A 19253-nucleotide genomic window follows, 5' to 3' on the forward strand; every position below is an offset into this window, starting at 1 on the left:
ACGTCCCCCGAACACCAGCTTAGCCAGATTAGCCGAGCACACCGGATGCAATTTTGCCCTTGCTCCGCTAGCATTACCCGCTTCCGCTTCCCAGTCGCGACGGTTTTCGATGAGTTATCAGGTTCTTGCACGTAAATGGCGTCCGCGCTCGTTCCGCGAAATGGTCGGCCAGACCCATGTGCTCAAGGCTCTGATCAATGCCTTGGACAGCCAGCGGCTGCACCACGCCTATTTGTTTACCGGCACTCGCGGGGTGGGCAAGACCACCATCGCGCGGATCATCGCCAAATGCCTGAACTGTGAAACAGGTATCACGTCGACGCCGTGTGGCACCTGTTCGGTGTGCCGCGAGATCGACGAAGGGCGCTTTGTCGACCTGATCGAGATCGACGCCGCGAGCCGAACCAAGGTCGAGGACACCCGCGAACTGCTGGACAACGTGCAGTACGCGCCGAGCCGTGGGCGCTTCAAGGTCTACCTGATCGACGAAGTGCACATGCTCTCCAGTCATTCCTTCAATGCGCTGTTGAAAACCCTCGAAGAGCCGCCGCCCTACGTCAAGTTCATCCTGGCGACCACTGACCCGCAGAAACTTCCAGCAACGATTTTGTCTCGATGCCTGCAGTTCTCCCTGAAAAACATGACGCCGGAGCGCGTGGTCGAGCATTTGACCCACGTCCTGGGTGTGGAGAACGTGCCGTTCGAAGACGACGCCCTGTGGTTGCTCGGGCGCGCCGCCGACGGTTCGATGCGCGATGCCATGAGCCTGACCGACCAGGCCATTGCTTTCGGTGAAGGCAAGGTCATGGCGGCGGACGTGCGGGCTATGCTCGGCACGCTCGACCATGGGCAGGTCTACGATGTCCTGCACGCGCTGATCGAAGGCGACGCCAAGGCGTTGCTCGAAGGTGTCCGGCACCTGGCCGAGCAAGGCCCGGACTGGAATGGCGTGCTCTCGGAAATCCTCAATGTGCTGCACCGCGTGGCGATTGCCCAGGCATTGCCGGACGGTGTCGACAACGGACAGGGCGACCGCGACCGGGTGTTGGCGCTGGCCCAGGCCCTGCCGGCCGAGGATGTGCAGTTCTATTACCAGATGGGGCTGATCGGTCGACGCGATTTGCCGCTGGCCCCCGATCCGCGGGGCGGCTTTGAAATGGTCCTGCTGCGGATGCTGGCTTTCCGCCCGGCAGACACCGCCGATGCGCCGAGGCAGCCGCTAAAGCCAGTGGGGATCAGCCAGGCCACAGTTGATTCCGCTCACTCAGTGGCTGGCGCGGTACCTGTTGCGCCGGTCGTGGCCGCTGCGCCGCCGGTTGCCGCGCCTGCACCAACCCCTGCGCCTGTTGCGCCGGTGGTCGAGCCGGAGCCTGTGGTGCATGTGGCGCCTGAGCCGGCGGCCGCTGTCGAGGAGGTCGTCGATCTGCCCTGGAACGACCCGGTAGAGCCGGCGGCTGCGCTGCAACCGGCGGTCGAGCCGGTGCTCGAGACCGTCGCCGAACAGCCAGACCTGACACCGATGCCCGTTCCGGTGCCCGATAGCGTGGTGCTGGATGCGCCGGAATGGGCCGCCGCGCCGATTCCCGAGCCTTCAGTGGCCCAGGTGGATGCCGCCACCCCAGGTATGGACCTGGATGACGAGCCGCCGCTGGACGAGGATTACATTGAGCCGGACATGGACTCGGCGTACAGCTACCTCGATGAGCTCGCCAGCGAGCACACCGCCGAGCCTGCGCCGGCACCGGAACCCGAGCCTGCGGCGATGCCAGCCACCGGCCTGGCGCTACAGTGGCTGGAACTGTTCCCGAAACTGCCGATTTCCGGCATGACCGGCAGCATCGCCGCCAACTGCACGCTGATCGCCGTGGAGGGCGACCAGTGGCTGTTGCACCTGGACCCGGCCCACAGCGCGCTGTTCAACGCCACCCAGCAACGGCGGCTCAACGATGCCCTGAACCAGTTGCTGCAGCGCACCCTGACAATCAGCATCGAGCTGATCAAGCCGGAGCAGGAAACCCCGGCCCAGGCATCGTCCCGGCGACGCGCCAACCGTCAGCGCGAGGCCGAGGATTCGATCCACGGCGATCCGTTCATCCAGCAGATGATGCAACAGTTCGGCGCAGTGATCCGTAACGATACTATTGAACCTGTCGAGGCTCTGGTCAGCCAGGGCTAACAAACTGAAGGTGCTCGGCCCACTGGTCCGGGCGCCGTTTTGATCCACGTACTTTTGAGGTGATTCCCATGATGAAAGGTGGCATGGCCGGCCTGATGAAGCAGGCGCAGCAGATGCAGGAAAAGATGGCCAAGATGCAGGAAGAGCTGGCCAACGCCGAAGTCACCGGTAAAGCCGGTGGCGATATGGTCACCGTGGTCATGACCGGTCGTCACGACGTCAAGCGCGTGACCATCGACCCAAGCCTGGTAGAAGGCCTGAGCGAAGATGACAAAGAGATGCTCGAGGCGGTGTTCGCGGCTGCGGTGAACGACGCCGTGCGCAAGATCGAGGCCAACAGCCAGGACAAGATGTCCGGCATGACCGCCGGCATGCAACTGCCACCGGGCATGAAACTGCCATTCTGATTCGCCTTCAGGCGGCAGATGAGTTACAAAAATGCCAGGCATAGCGCTTGGCATTTTTGTTTCTGGCTGACAGATATGTGTGGCTGACATGCCGCAATCGCGGGCAAGCCCGCTCCCACAGGATTCGCGGCGCTCGCAAAACCTGTGGGAGCGAGCTTGCTCGCGATGAAGTCACCCCGATGCAACTGAATAAACATCGAACGCCATACCGCCACAAAGGTCTGCTCCCTATATCACTGAACCTCAACGATCACAGGAGACGCTGCCATGTCCGACGCCATGACCCTCAACCAACGCATTGTCCTGGCTTCTCGCCCGGCGGGTGCGCCAACGCCGGAAAACTTCCGCATGGAACGGGTGGCGCTGCCCGATCTGGCCGAAGGCCAGGTGCTGCTCAAGACGCTGTACCTGTCGCTTGATCCCTACATGCGCGGGCGCATGAGCGACGCACCGTCCTACGCCGCCCCAGTGGCCATCGGCGAGGTCATGACCGGTGGCGCTGTCAGCCGGGTCGAGCGCTCGCTGAACCCGAAATTCCACGAAGGTGACCTGGTCGTCGGTGCCACCGGCTGGCAGAGCCACAGCATCAGCGACGGTCGGGCCCTGATCCCGGTGCCGTCCGGCTTGCCCAGTCCGTCCATGGCCCTGGGCGTGCTCGGCATGCCGGGCATGACCGCCTACATGGGGCTGATGGACATCGGCCAGCCCAAGGAAGGGGAGACCCTGGTCGTGGCGGCTGCGTCCGGGGCCGTGGGCTCGGTGGTGGGCCAGGTGGCGCGGATCAAGGGCCTGAAGGTGGTCGGCGTCGCCGGCGGCGCGGATAAATGCCGCTACGTGGTCGATGAGCTGGGTTTTGACGCGTGCATCGATCACAAGAGCGCGGACTTTGCCGAGCAACTGGCGCAGGCGTGCGGTGCTGGTATCGACATCTACTTCGAAAACGTTGGCGGCAAGGTATTCGACGCGGTCCTGCCGTTGCTCAATCCCAAGGCGCGGGTCCCGGTGTGCGGCTTGATTGCCCAATACAACGCGCACGAGGCGCCACCGGGCCCGGACCGCATGCCGCTGCTGCAGCGCACGTTGCTGACCAAACGGGTGCGGATGCAGGGGTTTATCGTGTTCGACGACTATGGTGATCGCCACTCCGAGTTTGCCAAGGCCATGGCGCCCTGGGTACGCGAGGGCAAGGTGAAGTTCCGCGAGGACGTGGTCGAAGGCCTGGAGCAGGCGCCCGAGGCCTTTATTGGCCTGCTGGAGGGGCGCAACTTCGGCAAGCTGGTGGTGCGGGTGGCCAAGGACTGACCGACCGATGAGCATTTGACGCTGGCCAGAGGCGCGGGTATAAACCGCGTCTCGTTGTTTTGTCGGACCTTTGCCCATGAGCTTCAGCCCTTTGATTCGCCAACTGATCGACGCCCTGCGCACCTTGCCTGGGGTCGGCCAGAAAACTGCCCAGCGCATGGCGTTGCAACTGCTCGAACGCGACCGCAGCGGTGGCTCGCGGTTGGCGCTGGCCTTGAGCCAGGCAATGGAAGGGGTCGGTCATTGCCGTCTGTGCCGTACCCTGACCGAAGAAGAACTGTGCCCGCAGTGCTCCGACACCCGCCGCGACGACAGCCTGCTGTGCGTGGTGGAGGGGCCGATGGACGTGTATGCCGTGGAGCAGACCGGCTTTCGCGGTCGCTACTTCGTGCTCAAGGGCCATTTGTCGCCACTCGACGGCCTGGGGCCGGAAGCCATTGGCATTCCGCAATTGCTGGCACGGATCGAAGACGCCGGTACCTTCAGCGAAATAATCCTGGCCACCAACCCGACCGTGGAAGGTGAAGCCACCGCTCACTACATCGCCCAGTTGCTCGCCAACAAGGGCTTGATCACCTCGCGTATCGCCCACGGCGTACCGTTGGGGGGCGAGTTGGAACTGGTGGATGGCGGCACACTGGCGCATTCGTTTGCCGGGCGTAAGCCGATCGCTTTGTAATCCAGCATCTGGTTTGATGCCTTCGCGGGCAAGCCTTGCTCCTACGGGCATAAATCTGTTGAAAACCAAGCAAGCGCTCGGTTAACTTCGCTGAACCTTCAGTGGAGTTCGCCGATGCCTGCCTTTCAGGAATACTTCGATCCCAGCCATGAATTGGTCCGCGATAGCGTAAGACGTTTCGTCGAACGCGAGATCATCCCGGACATCGACCAGTGGGAGGAGGCCGAGGGATTTCCTCGCGAGCTCTACCTCAAGGCTGGCGCGGCGGGCATCCTGGGCATCGGTTACCCCGAAGCGCTGGGTGGTAGCCACGAGGGTGACCTGTTCGCCAAGATCGCCGCCAGCGAAGAGCTGATGCGCTGTGGCTCCGGCGGGCTGGTGGCGGGGCTGGGATCGCTGGACATCGGACTGCCGCCGATCGTCAAGTGGGCGCGGCCCGAGGTGCGTGAGCGGGTGGTGCCGCAGGTGCTCAGCGGCGAAAAGATCAGCGCGCTGGCGGTCACCGAGCCTAGCGGCGGCTCCGACGTGGCCAACCTGCAGACCCGTGCTGTGCGCGACGGCGATCACTACCGGGTCAATGGCAGCAAGACCTTCATCACCAGCGGGGTGCGCGCGGACTTTTATACGGTGGCGGTGCGCACCGGCGACACCGGGTTCGGCGGCATCAGCCTGTTGCTGATCGAGCGCGACACCCCAGGGTTCAGCGTTGGGCGTCAATTGAAGAAAATGGGTTGGTGGGCGTCGGACACCGCCGAGTTGTTTTTCGACGATTGCACAGTGCCCGTCGGGAACCTGATCGGCGCCGAGAACATGGGCTTTGCCTGCATCATGGGCAACTTCCAGAGTGAGCGCCTGGCCCTGGCCCTCATGGCCAACATGACCGCGCAACTGGCACTGGAAGAAAGCCTGAAGTGGGCCCGCCAGCGCGAAGCGTTCGGCAAGCCCATTGGCAAGTTCCAGGTGCTCAAGCATCGCCTGGCGGAAATGGCCACGGCGCTGGAGGTGTCCCGGGAGTTCACCTATCGCCAGGCGGCAAAAATGGCTGCCGGGCAAAGTGTGATCAAGGAAATCTCCATGGCCAAGAACTTCGCCACCGACACCGCGGATCGGATCACCCACGACGCGGTGCAGATCCTCGGCGGGCTGGGCTACATGCGCGACAGCCTGGTGGAGCGGCTGTACCGCGACAACCGGATCCTGTCCATTGGCGGCGGCACGCGGGAAGTGATGAACGAGATAATCAGCAAGCAGATGGGGCTGTAGATTGCGCTATGGCGGCTTGCCCGCGATGATCTCAGCACCGACACCGGCTACTGTTCGGACAAGGCAAACTGCGTCAGGCAGAACGTCGGGATGCCCATGTCTTCCAGGCGCTGCGAGCCGCCCAGTTCCGGCAGGTCGATGATCGCCGCGGCTTCGAAAATTTTCGCGCCCATGCGCCGGACCAGATTGGCCGCGGCAATCAGGGTGCCGCCGGTGGCGATCAGGTCATCGAACATCAGTACTGAGTCGCCTTCGCACAGGCTGTCGGCGTGGACTTCGAGGAAGGCTTCGCCGTACTCGGTCTGGTAGCCCTCGGCCAGTACGTCGGCCGGCAGCTTGCCTTGCTTGCGAAACAGCACCAGTGGTTTGTTCAGTTGATAGGCCAGCACCGAGCCGATCAGGAAACCACGGGCATCCATTGCACCGATGTGGGTGAAATCGGCTTCGACATAACGATGGGCAAAGCTGTCCATCACCAGGCGCAGGGCCTTGGGCGACTGGAACAAGGGGGTGATGTCGCGAAAGATCACGCCAGGCTTGGGAAAGTCGATCACGGGGCGGATCAGGGATTTGATGTCGAAGGAGTCGATGAGCATCGTCGAGATGTCCTGGCAGGCTGCAAATGCAGCAGTATAACGGCGGCCGAGCAGGTTCGCTCGGCCGCCCGTGCCTCCTCAGCCTTCGACAGAGCCGCCGGCCAGCGCGCACAGTTGGATCGGGTCGAGGATGTGTACTTCCTTGCCCTCGGCGGCGATCAACTGGTTTTGCTGAAAACGGGTGAACACCCGGGACACGGTTTCCACCGCCAGCCCCAGGTAGTTGCCGATTTCGTTGCGCGACATGCTCAGGCGGAACTGGTTGGCCGAGAACCCGCGTGCGCGGAAACGCGCCGAGAGGTTGACCAGGAAGGTGGCGATTCGCTCGTCAGCGGTCTTCTTCGACAGCAGCAGCATCATTTGCTGGTCGTCGCGAATCTCGCGGCTCATCACCCGCATCAACTGACGGCGCAATTGCGGCAGTTGCAGGGCCAGTTCATCGAGACGCTCGAAAGGGATTTCGCACACTGAAGTGGTTTCCAGCGCCTGGGCGGACACCGGGTGAGACTCGGTGTCCATGCCCGACAGGCCGACCAGTTCGCTCGGCAAGTGGAAGCCGGTGATCTGTTCTTCACCGCCGTCGCTGAGGCTGAAAGTCTTCAGGGCGCCGGAGCGCACGGCAAATACCGAATCGAATCGGTCGCCCTGACGGAACAGGAACTCGCCCTTTTTCAGCGGACGGCCGCGTTTTACGATGTCGTCCAGCGCATCCATGTCTTCCAGATTCAGCGATAGTGGAAGGCAGAGGGGGGCCAGGCTGCAATCCTTGCAGTGAGCCTGGCTGTGAGCGCGCAGTTTAACTGGCTCGGACATTTCTTAGATCCTTGTGGGAAAAACACACATAAGACGTAAGGGTACCCCACGGGAGGACCCGGAGGCCAGACTGCGGCAACATGGCGCAGTCTATTTGTCCGTAGCTTGGGTCAAATTACTCGCGAAAAACGCTGGCGGTTCTGCTGTTCCAGGTATGCGTCGAACACCATGCACACCGATCGCACCAGCAGGCGCCCGGCCGGCAGGATCAGGATTTTCTCGCTATCGAGTTCAATCAGGCCATCAGTGGCCATGGCCTGCAACTGCGGCCAGAGCTCGCCGAAGTAGCCACGAAAGTCGAGGTTGAACTGCTGTTCGATGGTTGCGAACTGCAGATGGAAATTGCAGATCAACTGCTGGATCACCGCTCGCCGGATCCGGTCGTCCTGGGTGCAGACCAAGCCACGGCTGGTGCCCAGTTGGGAGCTGGCCAGGGCATTCTGGTATTCGTTGAGATCGCTGCTGTTCTGGCAGTACAGGTCGCCGATCTGGCTGATGGCCGAAACCCCCAGGCCGATCAGGTCGCAATGTCCGTGGGTGGTATAGCCCTGGAAGTTGCGCTGCAGGGTGGTCTCTTCCTGGGCAATGGCCAGTTCATCGTCCGGCAGGGCGAAGTGGTCCATGCCGATGTAGCGATAACCGGCGGCGGTCAATTGCTCGATGGTGCGCTGCAGCATCTGCAGTTTTTCCGCCGGAGCGGGCAGGTCGCTGCTGTTGATCCGCCGCTGCGGCATGAAGCGCTCGGGCAAGTGAGCGTAGTTGAACACCGAGAGCCGGTCCGGCTGCAGGCTGATGACTTCCTCGACGGTGCGAGCGAAGTTTTCCGCGGTCTGCTTGGGCAGGCCGTAGATCAGGTCGATATTGATCGAGCGAAATTGCAGAGTGCGCGCCGCATCGATCACCGCACGGGTCTCTTCCAGACTCTGCAGGCGATTGACCGCCCGCTGCACTGCCGGATCGAGGTCTTGCAGGCCGATGCTGACCCGGTTGAAGCCCAGTTCGCGCAGCAGGCCCATGGTCGACCAGTCGGCCTCGCGTGGGTCGATCTCGATACCGTAGTCGCCGGAGTCATCGTCCAGCAGGTTGAAATGCTTGCGCAGTTGCGCCATCAGCTGGCGCAACTCGTCGTGGCTGAGGAAGGTCGGGGTGCCGCCACCAAAATGCAATTGCTCGACTTTCTGCTGCGGGTCCAAGTGGCAGGCCACCAGCTGGATTTCCTGCTCCAGGCGTTGCAGGTACGGCAGCGCACGGCCACGGTCCTTGGTGATGACCTTGTTGCAGGCGCAGTAGTAGCAAATGTTCGCGCAGAACGGCACATGCACGTACAGCGACAACGGTCGCTGGGCCTTGCGACTCTCGCGCAGGGCGTGGAACAGGTCGAAGGAGCCGACCTGGCTGTGGAATTGCACCGCGGTCGGGTACGAGGTGTAGCGAGGTCCCGCCAGGTCGTAACGGCGGATCAGATCTGTGTCCCAACGAATGGCGTCGAGCATGCGGGCATTCCCCGGATAGGCTGGCAGTGACAGCGAGTCTAGGGGGTTGCCAACGTGGGCATGTTGACTTGTATCAAGGGGCGCGGCGGGCGCCGTGCTCAGTGCCCCATCAACCAATGCTGATGCGGCCCCGGCAGGGTCCAGATGCCGAACAGGATCACCAGCAGGCCACCCGCCATGCGCACGCTACGCTTGCGCAGCAGGGCGGTGACTCGTTCGGCGGCCAGCCCGGTGGCCAGCAGCACCGGCCAGGTGCCGAGGCCAAAGGCGAGCATCAGCAGCGCACTGTCCAGCGCATTGCCCTGGCTGGCGGACCACAGCAGGGTGCTGTACACCAGCCCGCAAGGCAGCCAACCCCACAGCGCACCCAGCAGCAAGGCGCGCGGCAGGCTCGAGACTGGCAGCAAACGGTTGGCCACGGGCTGGATATAACGCCACAGGCCACGGCCCAGGCTTTCGATGCGGGTCAGGCCGCTCCACCAGCCCGCCAGATACAGGCCCATGGCGATCAACAGCAGGCCGGCGAGGATGCGCATGAACATCGCGGCCGGGCTGTTGGCCACTGCCCATCCCGCCAGGCCGATCAGCAGGCCGGCGGTGGCGTAGCTGAGAATCCGCCCGAGGTTGTACGCCAGCAGCAGGCGAAAACGCCGACTGCGTTGATCCTTGGGGATCGCCAGGGTCAGCGCGCCCATCAGCCCGCCACACATGCCCAGGCAGTGGCCGCCACCGAGCAGCCCGAGGATCAGTGCCGAGACCAGCAGGGGTGCCAGTTCAAGCATGGGGTGGGGTCTTGTCGGTCGGCTTGGCCGGATCCGCCGGGTGGCCGTCGGCTTCGTTGATCGCCGCCTGGTGGTTAGGGTCCTGGTCGTCGAACAGGATGCTGTGGGCCGGTCCGTCGAGGTCGTCGTACTGACCGCTGTCGACCGCCCAGAAGAAAATGTAGATAGCGATGGCGACGATCAGCAGTGCCGCCGGGATCATCACGTAGAGAGCTGGCATCGGGACTCCATGCGCGCGCGGCTCAGGCCGGCAGCGCGGGGGTGTGTGGCGGGGTGCTTGCGGGCGCGCTCGGCAGGCGAGTCAGGCGCAGGGCATTGAGCACCACGGTCAACGAACTGATGGACATGCCGACCGCGGCCCACACCGGAGTGATCCAACCGAGGGCCGCGAATGGCAACATGAGGCCATTGTACAGCCCGGCCCACAGCAGGTTCTCGATGATTACCCGACGGGTCCGGCGGGCCAGGCTAAAGGCTTGCACCAGGGCGTCCAGGCGGTTGGACAGCAACACCGCATCGGCGCTGGTTTTCGCCAGGTCAGTGGCCGAACCCATGGCCACGCTGATGTCGGCGGCGGCCAGCACCGGCACATCATTGACCCCATCGCCGAGCATCAACACCTTGCGGCCTTGCTGTTGCAGTTGCTTGAGCACTTGCAGCTTGTCGTCCGGGCGCAAACCGCCCCGGGCTTCATCGATGCCCAGCTCGGCGGCCACGCTGGCGACCATTGGCGAACTGTCGCCGGACAGCAGCAGCGTACGCCAGCCCCGGGCCTTGCAGGCGGCGAGCAGGGCGGGGGCGTCACTGCGCAGGCGGTCGTCGAGGACCAGCCAGGCCAGTGCGCCGCTGCTGTCACCCAGCAGCAGCCACTGCCCGGCTTCCTCAGGCATGGCCGGCACCGCACAGCCGCTGAGCGCGCAGACGAAGGCCGGTTGGCCAATGCGCAGGCGCTGCTCGCCGACTCGCCCTTCGAGGCCCAGGCCTGGGCTGCTGAGGACTTCTTCGGCGGCCAGCGGGGCGCGGCCGAATGCGCGGGCAATCGGGTGTTCGGAACGGTTTTCCAGGGCGGCGGCGAGGGCCAGGCACTGGTCGCTGTCGAGGCTGGCCAGGGGTCGGATCGAGCGCAAGGCCAGGCGTCCTTCGGTGAGGGTTCCGGTCTTGTCGAAAATCACCGTGTCGATCTGGTTCAGGCCTTCGAGCACATGCCCACGGGTCAGCAACAGGCCGAGTTTGTGCAGGGTGCCGGTGGCGGCAGTCAGGGCGGTGGGCGTGGCCAGTGACAAGGCGCACGGGCAGGTAGCCACCAGCATCGCCAGGACGATCCAGAACGCCCGGGACGCATCCAGTTGCCACCACAGCAGGCCGATCACCGCGGCGGCCACCAGTGACAGCAGGAGGAACCATTGCGCGGCTTTGTCGGCGATCTCCGCCAGCCGCGGTTTTTCCGCCTGGGCCCGCTCCAGCAAGCGGACGATGGCCGACAGGCGCGTGTCCTGGCCGAGGGCCTGGACCTCGACGGTCAGCGCGCCTTCGACATTCAGCGTGCCCGCGGTGACCGCATCGCCACGCGTGCGGGCCTGGGGCAGGTATTCGCCGGTCAGCAGCGACTCATCGACGCTCGACTGGCCGTCGAGAATCCGCCCGTCCGCCGGCAGGATCGCGCCGGGGTGCACCAGCACCTGGTCGCCCAGGCGCAACTCGCTGAGCAGGATCCGTTCGCTTTGGCCATCGGTGCTCAGGCGCAGGCAGGAGGCCGGCAGCAGGTTCACCAGCTGCGCGGTGGCCGCGGCCGTGCGCTCCCGGGCCCGGCGCTCCAGGTAACGCCCGGCCAGCAGGAACAGGGCGAACATGCCGACCGCATCGAAATACAGCTCGCCGGTGCCGGTGATCGAGGTCCAGATGCCCGCCAGGTAGGCGCCGCCAATGGCCAGCGAGACCGATACGTCCATGGTCAGGTGGCGGGTGCGCAGGTCGCGCATCGCCCCTTTGAAGAACGGCGCGCAGCTGTAGAACACAATCGGCGTGGTCAGGAACAGCGCGACCCAACGCAAGATGGTGTGCAGTTCGGGGCTGAGGTCGATGTTGAATTCCGGCCATGTCGCCATGGTTGCCATCATCGCCTGGAACCACAGCAGGCCGGCTACACCCAGTTGGCGCAGGGCCAGGCGGTTTTCGCTGGCCAGTTGTTCGCTGGCGCGGTCGGCCTGGTAGGGGTGGGCGGCATAGCCGATGTGGCGCAACTCGCTGAGCACCTGACTCAACGGCAACTGGCTATCGACCCAGCGCACGTGCAGGCGATGGTTCGACAGGTTCAGCCGCGCCTCGGCCACGGCAGGCAGGCCACGCAGGTGTTTTTCGATCAACCAGCCACAGGCGGCGCAACTGATGCCTTCCATCAGCAGCGTGGTTTCGGCCAGGTCGCCGTCGTGACGGACGAAGGGTTGCTGCACGTCGGCGCGGTCGTACAGCGCCAGTTCGTCGACCAGCTGCACCGGCAAGGCTTCGGGGTTGGCCGAGGCTTCGCTACGGTGACTGTAGTAATGCTCCAGGCCACCGGCGACTATCGCTTCAGCCACCGCCTGGCATCCTGGGCAGCAGAGCTCGCGGGTTTCGCCGAGGATCACGGCAGTAAACCGGCTGCCAGACGGGACGGGCAGGGCGCAGTGGTAGCAGGGGATTGGGCTGGTGGTCATGGGGTAATCACTAGTACCGCTGGATCTCTATCGTCGGATAGGGCCGCTTCTCGGACAAACCCGCTCCCGCAGGGATCGTTGGCGAGCTCACGACCGCTGATCAACTGTGGGAGCGGGCTTGCCCGCGAATGCGCGAAGCGCAGTTTTTAGTTCTTCAGGTCTTCGGCGCCTTGCAGTGGTTCGTCACCCAGCAGCAGGTCCTTGTCGTGGCTGACCTGTTCTTCTTCGAACATGCGCCAGATGTGATCGTCCTGGCTGCCGAGCAATTCGACAAAGCGGCGGCCTTCGACCTTGTCGGTCACCTGGCCGATGTAGCGGCCTGGTTCGGTTTCGCTGCGAGTCAGGGTGATCTTGCGGTCTTTCTCAGGCTGGGTCGGCGAGATCAGGTTCAGCTCCAGGGTCTTGGGCTGGCTGTTGCCGGTCAGGTGCAGGTCGACTTCGCCGGTGACCCCATCCAGGTGCACGCTGGCGCGCAGCAGCAGGGTCTGGGCCAGCAGCTCACGGTCCAGGGAGCGGTTGATGCCTTTGCCAGCCTCGTAGTAATTGTCGTTGACCAGGTTGTCCGGGTTGTTCACCGCGATGGTCACCATCGACAGGGTCAGCGTCACCGAACAGGCCAGGATCGCGATGATGATCCAGGGCCAGAGGTGCTTGTACCAAGGGCTGGTGGCATTTGCTGCAGGCATGATGACTTCTCTCAACGAATTTGTGGGCCGATGAATCGGCTCTTGGCTTCAATGTGGACGCTGTCGTCGTCGGCATCCTTGAGGATGAATTTCACCTCGTTGGTGCTCGACGGCAGTTGCTCCGGTGCACTCGACAACTCGACCGGCATGCTGAAAATTTCCCCGGCGGCGACCTTGATCTCACGCTTGCCTTGCAGCTTGAGGTCTGGCAGGCCAGCGGCTTCCAGCAGGTAGGTATGGTCGCGCTGGTCCTTGTTCATGACTTTGAGGCTGTAGACGTTCTCGATCCGCCCTTCGGCGTTCTCGCGGTACAGCACGCGGTCCTTGCTGACGTCGAAGCCCACCAGTGGGCGCATGAAGAAAGCGGTCACCAGGAGGCTGATCATTGCCAGCAACACCAGCGCATAGCCGATCAGGCGCGGTCGCAGTTTATGGGTTTTCTGGCCGGACAGGTTGTGCTCGGTGGTGTAGCTGATCAGGCCGCGGGGGTAGTCCATCTTGTCCATGATGCTGTCGCAGGCGTCGATGCACGCGGCACAGCCGATGCATTCGATCTGCAGGCCGTCGCGGATGTCGATGCCGGTCGGGCACACCTGTACGCACATGGTGCAATCGATGCAGTCACCCAGGCCCTGGGCCTTGTAGTCCACGCCTTTTTTGCGCGGGCCACGGGCTTCGCCACGGCGCGGGTCGTAGGAGACGATCAGGGTGTCCTTGTCGAACATCACGCTCTGGAAACGTGCATACGGGCACATGTAGATGCACACCTGCTCGCGCAACCAGCCGGCGTTGCCGTAGGTGGCGAGGGTGAAGAAGCCGACCCAGAAGTACGACCAGCCATCCGCCTGGCCGGTGAAGAAGTCGATGACCAGCTCACGAATCGGCGAGAAATAGCCGACGAAGGTCATGCCGGTGACGAAACCGATCAACAGCCACAGGCTGTGTTTGCTGAACTTGCGCAGGAACTTGTTGGCGCTCATGGGCGCCTTGTCGAGCTTGATGCGCTGGTTGCGGTCGCCTTCGGTGACCTTCTCGCACCACATGTAAATCCACGTCCAGACGCTCTGCGGGCAGGTATAGCCGCACCAGACGCGTCCGGCGTAGACGGTAATGAAGAACAGGCCGAAGGCGGCAATGATCAGCAGGCCCGAGAGCAGGATGAAGTCCTGCGGCCAGAAGGTGGCGCCGAAAATGAAGAATTTGCGTTCAGGCAGGTTCCACCACACGGCCTGGTGGCCGCCCCAGTTGAGCCACACCGTACCGAAATACAGCAGGAACAGCCCGGCACCGCCCATCATCCGCAGATTGCGGAACAGGCCGGTGAAGGCGCGGGTGTAGATTTTTTCTCTTGAGGCGTAAAGGTCGACGCTGTTGTTCGCGTTCTTGGCAGGTGGTGTAACGTCGTGTACCGGAATTTGATTGCTCATCATTGCATCCCACGGCAGTGGAAAAATGCCTCGGTCAGTACGTGCCGACCGCGGTCAAAAAGGCTGTTGCAGTGGCGCAATGATACGCCTGAAGCTCTAGCGCAAGGGTGCGACCTTTGGTCGCGTTGGGAAAAATGGGAGGATGGTGTAGCAAATGTAACAAATCATGATGCAGGTCAATTGACTTGTTCAGTATGGACGATTTCCCCCCCACCATCCTCACGCCTGGCCAGCATCGCCACCACCGGCGCTGAAACATCGGCACTTGATTAAGTGCGGCCAGGGGTTTGTTTCATTTTCGCAAGGGGCAGTAAGTTGGTGGCGAGCCAGGATCGACCTGGCTCATTCACCTTAAACCCTTTATGAAAATGGAATTTTATGAAGCTCATTAATTGTTACAAGTTAGCCGCCGTGCTGGTGCTCTTCTGCGGGGCGCCCGGCGCATTCAGCGCGCAGGAGACTGTATCACCTGTGCACCTGGTCTTTGCCTCCGACCCGCAGTATCCCTGGACTGAAAGCTCCGATGACGGCTCGTCCGAATCAGACTCAGCGCGCGACGCCCGTTCGAAGTGGCTGATCGATACCCAATACGCCGATATTGCCAGTTTCCGCCGCAATTTCGGGGGTGTCCAGCGGGTGCCAGTGATGATCAATGGCGACCTCACGGCGTTTGGCCACGGCTGGCAACGCTCGGTGCTGATGCCGATTCTGGAGTCCCGGCTGGAGGGGGTCTATGACTACGGGTTGGGCAATCACGACTATGAAAACAACGTCGACGATTGTTTTCTCAACAGCTGCGCTGCCGACAGTATCGAGGCGCTCAAGCAGCGTTACTGGGGCAAGGTCGACAGCATGGACTTCGGCGTGCGGGTCTCGGGGGGCACCGATATCTATTACGGCAGCCTGGCGTATTCGCGCAACCAGGGTGATGTGCATCTGGTGCAACTGCACAACGAGCCGACCTATTCGGTGAACTTCAGCTCCGGAGTGCCTCTCATCAGTCCCAAGGCGTTCGAAATCAGCGATGCGCTGGAATGGCTCGAAGGCGACCTGAAAAAGGCCCGGGAGCAGGGCCGAATTATTATTCTCAACCTGCACAAGCCGCGAGACTGGGCCGGCAGTCAGGAGCAGATCGCCCGGTTCAGAAACATGATCGAGACCTACAAAGTCACGGCGGTATTTGCCGGGCATTATCACGGCTACACAGGGCAATACTGGTATGCCACCGAGGAATTTGGCCAGGTGCCGGTGTTTCTCAGCGGTTCGGCTTCCCAGCAGAGCTACCTGATCGCAAGCTTTGCCGCAGACCGGCAATCACTGGCGGTCCATCGCGTCAAAGACAATAACTGGCCCAGCCGTCAACTCGAGTCGGTGATTGAAGTGCGGTATTAGGGGGGGCACAAACCAAACGGCCCCGTCAGGTGACTGACGGGGCCGTTTGGTTGTTGCATCAAGCGTTTGCCTTACTCGGCGTCCGCTGCCTTCTCGCCGTGAGACAGGCTGTAGACGTAAGCGGCCAGCAGGTGAACCTTGTCGTTACCCTGCATTTGCTCTTGCGCAGGCATCTGGCCCTGACGGCCGTAACGGATGGTCTGCTGCAGTTGAGCAAAGCTCGAGCCGTAGATGAACGCGCCCGGGTGAGTCAGGTCAGGTGCACCCATTGCTGGCGTGCCTTTGCCCGCTGGGCCGTGGCATGCCACGCAGTTGGCGGCGAACAGCTTCTGGCCAGCAACCGGGTCGGCTTTGCTGCCTTCTGGCAGTTTACGGCCATCGAGGTTGGTCAGGACAAATGCCGCAACGTCGCTGACGCCTTGTTCACCGATCACTTCAGCCCAGGCTGGCATCACGGCGTGACGACCGCCGAGGATGGTGGCCTTGATTTCTGCTGGCGAACCGCCCCAGCGCCAGTCGGCGTCGGTCAGGTTCGGGAAGCCATAAGCACCCTTGGCGTCGGAGCCGTGGCAAACCGAGCAGTTGGAGGCGAACAGGCGGCCACCCATCTTCAGGGCTTGTGGGTCCTTGGCGACCTCTTCGATCGGCATGGCAGCGAACTTGGCGAAGATCGGACCGAACTTGGCGTCCGACTTGGCCATTTCCTTTTCCCACTCGTGAACGCCGGTCCAGCCGGACTGGCCGTTGGCGAACGGGGTCTGCTTCTCGTTATCGAGGTAGCTGTAACCCGGCAGCAGGCCTTTCCAGTTGCCCAGGCCCGGGTACAGCACCAGATAACCCAGGGCGAAGACGATGGTGCCGACGAACAGCATGAACCACCATTTCGGCAGCGGGTTGTCGTACTCCTCGATCCCGTCGAAGGAGTGGCCAACCGTCTCATCTGTCTGCTCGCTGCGCTGGCCCTTGCGGGTCGACAGCAGCAGCCAGGTCAGGGCGAAGATGGTACCCAGACTGAGGACTGTGACGTACAGACTCCAGAACGTAGTCATTCTTTGTTACTCCTAGAAGCTTGCTCGACGTGCTTGATGGCTTCGGGATCATCCGCGAAAGGCAGCAAGGTCGCGTCTTCAAACTCGGACTTGCGCTTGGGGCTGAACACCCACAAGGCCAGACCGATAAAGGCAACCATCACGACAACGGTGCCCAGGCCACGAATCATCCCGATATCCATCTAAATCACCGTTTGCTTTTGATGATGGTGCCCAGGCCTTGCAGATAGGCCACCAGCGCGTCCATTTCGGTTTTGCCCTTCACAGCATCCTTGGCGCCGGCGATGTCTTCGTCGGTGTAAGGGACGCCGAGCGTGCGCAAGACTTCCATTTTCTTCGCGGTGTCCTTGCCGTCGAGCTTGTTTTCCACGAGGAACGGGTAGGCCGGCATTTTCGACTCGGGCACCACGTTGCGCGGGTTGTACAAGTGCGCACGCTGCCAGTCATCGGAGTAACGACCGCCGACGCGGGCCAGGTCCGGACCGGTACGCTTGGAACCCCACAGGAACGGGTGGTCCCAGACGCTTTCACCGGCTACCGAGTAGTGGCCATAACGTTCGGTTTCAGCGCGAAACGGACGGATCATCTGCGAGTGGCAGCCGACACAACCGTTGGCGATGTAGACGTCGCGGCCTTCCAGTTCAAGGGCGGTACGTGGCTTCATGCCTTCGACCGGCTTGTTGGTGACATCCTGGAAAAACAGCGGGACGATCTGGGTCAGGCCGCCGATGCTGACGGCGATGACCATGAAGAAGGCCAGCAGGCCAATATTCTTCTCGACTGCTTCATGCTTCATCAGTGAGCTCCAACTACAGCAATCTGTTCGGCGGCTTTGGCTTCTGCCGGGTTCGAGGCGCGTACGGTACGGAATACGTTGTAGGCCATGAACAGCATGCCGGAGGCGAAGAATGCACCGCCCAGGGCGCGAACGATAAAGCCCGGGTGGCTGGCTTGCAGCGCTTCAACGAACGAGTAGGTCAGGGTGCCGTCGTCGTTGATTGCACGCCACATCAGGCCCTGGGTGATGCCGTTGACCCACATCGAAGCGATGTAGAGCACGGTACCGATGGTCGCGAGCCAGAAGTGGGTGTTGATCAGGCCAGTGCTGTGCATCTGCGCACGACCGAACAGTTTCGGGATCATGTGGTAGATCGCGCCGATCGAGATCATCGCTACCCAGCCCAAGGCACCGGCGTGTACGTGGCCGATGGTCCAGTCGGTGTAGTGCGACAGCGAGTTGACGGTCTTGATGGCCATCATCGGGCCTTCGAAGGTCGACATGCCGTAGAACGCCAGGGAGACCACCAGGAAGCGCAGGATCGGGTCGGTGCGCAGCTTATGCCAGGCGCCCGACAGGGTCATCATGCCGTTGATCATGCCGCCCCAGCTTGGAGCCAGCAGGATGATCGACATCGCCATGCCCAGGGACTGAGCCCAGTCCGGCAGTGCGGTGTAGTGCAGGTGGTGCGGACCGGCCCAGATGTACAGGGTAATCAGGGCCCAGAAGTGCACGATCGACAGGCGATACGAGTAGATCGGACGCTCGGCCTGCTTCGGCACGAAGTAGTACATCATCCCCAGGAAGCCGGTGGTCAGGAAGAAACCTACCGCGTTGTGGCCGTACCACCACTGGATCATGGCGTCGGTCGCACCGGCGTAGGCCGAGTAGGACTTGAAGAAACTGACCGGCAGGGAGGCGTGGTTGACGATGTGCAGCATCGCCGTCACAACGATGAAGGCACCGTAGAACCAGTTACCGACGTAGATGTGCTTGGTCTTGCGCTTGGTGATGGTGCCGAAGAACACCAGACCGTAGGTGACCCAGACGATAGCCAGCAGGATAGCCAGAGGCCATTCCAGTTCCGCGTATTCCTTGGTGGTGGTGTAACCCAGCGGCAAGGTAACAATCGCGCCGACGATCACCGCTTGCCAACCCCAGAAGGTGAAGGCCGCGAGGCTGTCGGAAATCAGTCGCGTTTGGCAGGTTCGCTGCACGACGTAATAAGAAGTGGCAAACAATGCACAACCACCGAAGGCGAAGATCACCAGGTTGGTGTGCAGTGGGCGCAGGCGTCCAAAGCTCGTCCACGGCAGACCGAAGTTCAACTCCGGCCAGACCAGTTGCGAGGCGATGAAGACACCGAGCCCCATGCCAAGGATCCCCCAGACCACCGTCATGATGGCGAACTGGCGGACTACCTTATAGTTATAAGCAGTCGGACTGATTGCTGTGCTCATTCTAAGGTTCCACGGTTTGGGTGTTTTATTAGGGATAAAAATCGGCCGCAAGTATGGAGAAAGCGGGGGGTCATTGCAACGCGCCATGACCTGCGTCAATGCTTTCAAAAGCTGATTCTGCGGCCTTTCCATGCGCCGCGTAGGGACAAATTTGCCCAGGGGGAAAATGTCCCGGCAGGGGAAAAGGGCGAGGGGGTCGGGTCAGTTGTAACGGGGTGTGTTCAAACGAGGCGTGCAGGTGACAGACGGCAACTTGG

18 protein-coding genes are annotated in these 19253 nt (G+C 62.3%); 6 read left to right on the forward strand and 12 right to left on the reverse strand.

Translation table 11 applies throughout. The features are described 5' to 3' along the window. The first annotated feature begins 109 nt into the window (after nucleotides 1–109). The 5 genes from dnaX (at nucleotide 110) to ACM6IP_RS24495 (ending at nucleotide 5827) form a co-directional block, all read left to right on the forward strand. Nucleotides 110–2176 carry a DNA polymerase III subunit gamma/tau gene (gene dnaX, locus ACM6IP_RS24475; protein ID WP_414862440.1) on the forward strand — a complete coding sequence of 689 codons (2067 nt, stop codon included), beginning with the start codon at nucleotides 110–112 and terminating at the stop codon, nucleotides 2174–2176. 68 nt (nucleotides 2177–2244) lie between these two features. Next, the gene (locus ACM6IP_RS24480) at nucleotides 2245–2583 is read left to right on the forward strand and encodes a YbaB/EbfC family nucleoid-associated protein (RefSeq protein WP_008028561.1); all 339 of its coding nucleotides are present in this window, start codon (nucleotides 2245–2247) and stop codon (nucleotides 2581–2583) included. 267 nt (nucleotides 2584–2850) lie between these two features. Next, entirely contained in the window at nucleotides 2851–3885 is a 1035-nt protein-coding gene (locus tag ACM6IP_RS24485) for an NADP-dependent oxidoreductase (protein ID WP_320332673.1), read from the forward strand. A 76-nt stretch (nucleotides 3886–3961) separates the two neighbouring features. After that, entirely contained in the window at nucleotides 3962–4564 is a 603-nt protein-coding gene (gene recR / locus ACM6IP_RS24490; RefSeq protein WP_095165387.1) for a recombination mediator RecR, read from the forward strand. Nucleotides 4565–4678: 114 nt separating this feature from the next. Beyond that, on the forward strand, nucleotides 4679–5827 hold the full coding sequence (locus ACM6IP_RS24495) for an acyl-CoA dehydrogenase family protein (protein ID WP_095165385.1): 1149 nt from the start codon (nucleotides 4679–4681) through the stop codon (nucleotides 5825–5827). 47 nt (nucleotides 5828–5874) lie between these two features. Here ACM6IP_RS24495 and ACM6IP_RS24500 read toward each other — a convergent pair whose 3' ends face one another. The 8 genes from ACM6IP_RS24500 to ccoG all read right to left on the reverse strand — a co-directional run bounded on the left by ACM6IP_RS24500 (nucleotide 5875) and on the right by ccoG (nucleotide 14317). Further along, nucleotides 5875–6423, reverse strand: coding sequence for an adenine phosphoribosyltransferase (locus ACM6IP_RS24500; RefSeq protein ID WP_095165383.1), 549 nt, complete (start codon nucleotides 6421–6423; stop codon nucleotides 5875–5877). A gap of 78 nt (nucleotides 6424–6501) precedes the next feature. Further along, nucleotides 6502–7236, reverse strand: coding sequence for a fumarate/nitrate reduction transcriptional regulator Fnr (gene fnr / locus ACM6IP_RS24505; protein ID WP_095165381.1), 735 nt, complete (start codon nucleotides 7234–7236; stop codon nucleotides 6502–6504). Nucleotides 7237–7346: 110 nt separating this feature from the next. Continuing rightward, nucleotides 7347–8729: an oxygen-independent coproporphyrinogen III oxidase gene (hemN, locus tag ACM6IP_RS24510; protein ID WP_320332671.1), complete on the reverse strand. Its 1383-nt coding sequence runs from the start codon at nucleotides 8727–8729 to the stop codon at nucleotides 7347–7349. 98 nt (nucleotides 8730–8827) lie between these two features. Continuing rightward, nucleotides 8828–9511: a sulfite exporter TauE/SafE family protein gene (locus ACM6IP_RS24515; protein WP_414862441.1), complete on the reverse strand. Its 684-nt coding sequence runs from the start codon at nucleotides 9509–9511 to the stop codon at nucleotides 8828–8830. After that, complete coding sequence (gene ccoS / locus ACM6IP_RS24520; protein WP_401127364.1) at nucleotides 9504–9731, reverse strand: cbb3-type cytochrome oxidase assembly protein CcoS; 228 nt, start codon at nucleotides 9729–9731, stop codon at nucleotides 9504–9506. The genes ACM6IP_RS24515 and ccoS overlap by 8 nt, the downstream gene beginning before the upstream one ends. A 22-nt stretch (nucleotides 9732–9753) precedes the next feature. Further along, nucleotides 9754–12204, reverse strand: a complete 2451-nt coding sequence (locus ACM6IP_RS24525) for a heavy metal translocating P-type ATPase (RefSeq protein ID WP_401127362.1) — start codon at nucleotides 12202–12204, stop codon at nucleotides 9754–9756. A gap of 146 nt (nucleotides 12205–12350) precedes the next feature. Then, complete coding sequence (locus ACM6IP_RS24530; protein WP_159997066.1) at nucleotides 12351–12890, reverse strand: FixH family protein; 540 nt, start codon at nucleotides 12888–12890, stop codon at nucleotides 12351–12353. Between the two features lie 11 nt (nucleotides 12891–12901). Next, a complete protein-coding gene (ccoG, locus tag ACM6IP_RS24535) occupies nucleotides 12902–14317 on the reverse strand; it encodes a cytochrome c oxidase accessory protein CcoG (protein ID WP_095165370.1) in 1416 nt (471 codons plus the stop codon). A gap of 378 nt (nucleotides 14318–14695) precedes the next feature. Here ccoG and ACM6IP_RS24540 point away from each other — a divergent pair, with 378 nt between their 5' ends. Continuing rightward, on the forward strand, nucleotides 14696–15709 hold the full coding sequence (locus ACM6IP_RS24540) for a metallophosphoesterase family protein (RefSeq protein ID WP_414862442.1): 1014 nt from the start codon (nucleotides 14696–14698) through the stop codon (nucleotides 15707–15709). Between the two features lie 71 nt (nucleotides 15710–15780). Here ACM6IP_RS24540 and ccoP read toward each other — a convergent pair whose 3' ends face one another. Genes ccoP through ccoN form a run of 4 tightly spaced genes read right to left on the reverse strand, consistent with a single transcriptional unit; the run spans nucleotide 15781 to nucleotide 18996 of the window. Then, nucleotides 15781–16758 (reverse strand): cytochrome-c oxidase, cbb3-type subunit III, encoded by a 978-nt coding sequence (gene ccoP / locus ACM6IP_RS24545; protein ID WP_095165367.1) that lies wholly within the window; start codon nucleotides 16756–16758, stop codon nucleotides 15781–15783. Next, nucleotides 16755–16940, reverse strand: coding sequence for a CcoQ/FixQ family Cbb3-type cytochrome c oxidase assembly chaperone (locus tag ACM6IP_RS24550; RefSeq protein WP_003175465.1), 186 nt, complete (start codon nucleotides 16938–16940; stop codon nucleotides 16755–16757). The genes ccoP and ACM6IP_RS24550 overlap by 4 nt, the downstream gene beginning before the upstream one ends. Before the next feature lie 5 nt (nucleotides 16941–16945). Beyond that, nucleotides 16946–17554, reverse strand: a complete 609-nt coding sequence (ccoO, locus tag ACM6IP_RS24555) for a cytochrome-c oxidase, cbb3-type subunit II (protein ID WP_009042961.1) — start codon at nucleotides 17552–17554, stop codon at nucleotides 16946–16948. Beyond that, nucleotides 17554–18996 carry a cytochrome-c oxidase, cbb3-type subunit I gene (gene ccoN, locus ACM6IP_RS24560; protein WP_095165365.1) on the reverse strand — a complete coding sequence of 481 codons (1443 nt, stop codon included), beginning with the start codon at nucleotides 18994–18996 and terminating at the stop codon, nucleotides 17554–17556. Before ccoN ends, ccoO begins: the two co-directional genes overlap by 1 nt. Nucleotides 18997–19253 lie beyond the last annotated feature (257 nt).

The sequence above is a fragment of the Pseudomonas sp. IT-P176 genome (assembly GCF_949767245.1).
GTDB lineage: Bacteria > Pseudomonadota > Gammaproteobacteria > Pseudomonadales > Pseudomonadaceae > Aquipseudomonas.

Bases quoted from the DNA above. Each gene is read 5' to 3' on its own strand.
- dnaX (WP_414862440.1), top strand. From the start codon at position 110: ATGAGTTATCAGGTTCTTGCACGTAAATGGCGTCCGCGCTCGTTCCGC.
- ACM6IP_RS24480 (WP_008028561.1), top strand. From the start codon at position 2,245: ATGATGAAAGGTGGCATGGCCGGCCTGATGAAGCAGGCGCAGCAGATG.
- ACM6IP_RS24485 (WP_320332673.1), top strand. From the start codon at position 2,851: ATGTCCGACGCCATGACCCTCAACCAACGCATTGTCCTGGCTTCTCGC.
- recR (WP_095165387.1), top strand. From the start codon at position 3,962: ATGAGCTTCAGCCCTTTGATTCGCCAACTGATCGACGCCCTGCGCACC.
- ACM6IP_RS24495 (WP_095165385.1), top strand. From the start codon at position 4,679: ATGCCTGCCTTTCAGGAATACTTCGATCCCAGCCATGAATTGGTCCGC.
- ACM6IP_RS24500 (WP_095165383.1), bottom strand. From the start codon at position 6,423: ATGCTCATCGACTCCTTCGACATCAAATCCCTGATCCGCCCCGTGATC.
- fnr (WP_095165381.1), bottom strand. From the start codon at position 7,236: ATGTCCGAGCCAGTTAAACTGCGCGCTCACAGCCAGGCTCACTGCAAG.
- hemN (WP_320332671.1), bottom strand. From the start codon at position 8,729: ATGCTCGACGCCATTCGTTGGGACACAGATCTGATCCGCCGTTACGAC.
- ACM6IP_RS24515 (WP_414862441.1), bottom strand. From the start codon at position 9,511: ATGCTTGAACTGGCACCCCTGCTGGTCTCGGCACTGATCCTCGGGCTG.
- ccoS (WP_401127364.1), bottom strand. From the start codon at position 9,731: ATGCCAGCTCTCTACGTGATGATCCCGGCGGCACTGCTGATCGTCGCC.
- ACM6IP_RS24525 (WP_401127362.1), bottom strand. From the start codon at position 12,204: ATGACCACCAGCCCAATCCCCTGCTACCACTGCGCCCTGCCCGTCCCG.
- ACM6IP_RS24530 (WP_159997066.1), bottom strand. From the start codon at position 12,890: ATGCCTGCAGCAAATGCCACCAGCCCTTGGTACAAGCACCTCTGGCCC.
- ccoG (WP_095165370.1), bottom strand. From the start codon at position 14,317: ATGAGCAATCAAATTCCGGTACACGACGTTACACCACCTGCCAAGAAC.
- ACM6IP_RS24540 (WP_414862442.1), top strand. From the start codon at position 14,696: ATGAAGCTCATTAATTGTTACAAGTTAGCCGCCGTGCTGGTGCTCTTC.
- ccoP (WP_095165367.1), bottom strand. From the start codon at position 16,758: ATGACTACGTTCTGGAGTCTGTACGTCACAGTCCTCAGTCTGGGTACC.
- ACM6IP_RS24550 (WP_003175465.1), bottom strand. From the start codon at position 16,940: ATGGATATCGGGATGATTCGTGGCCTGGGCACCGTTGTCGTGATGGTT.
- ccoO (WP_009042961.1), bottom strand. From the start codon at position 17,554: ATGAAGCATGAAGCAGTCGAGAAGAATATTGGCCTGCTGGCCTTCTTC.
- ccoN (WP_095165365.1), bottom strand. From the start codon at position 18,996: ATGAGCACAGCAATCAGTCCGACTGCTTATAACTATAAGGTAGTCCGC.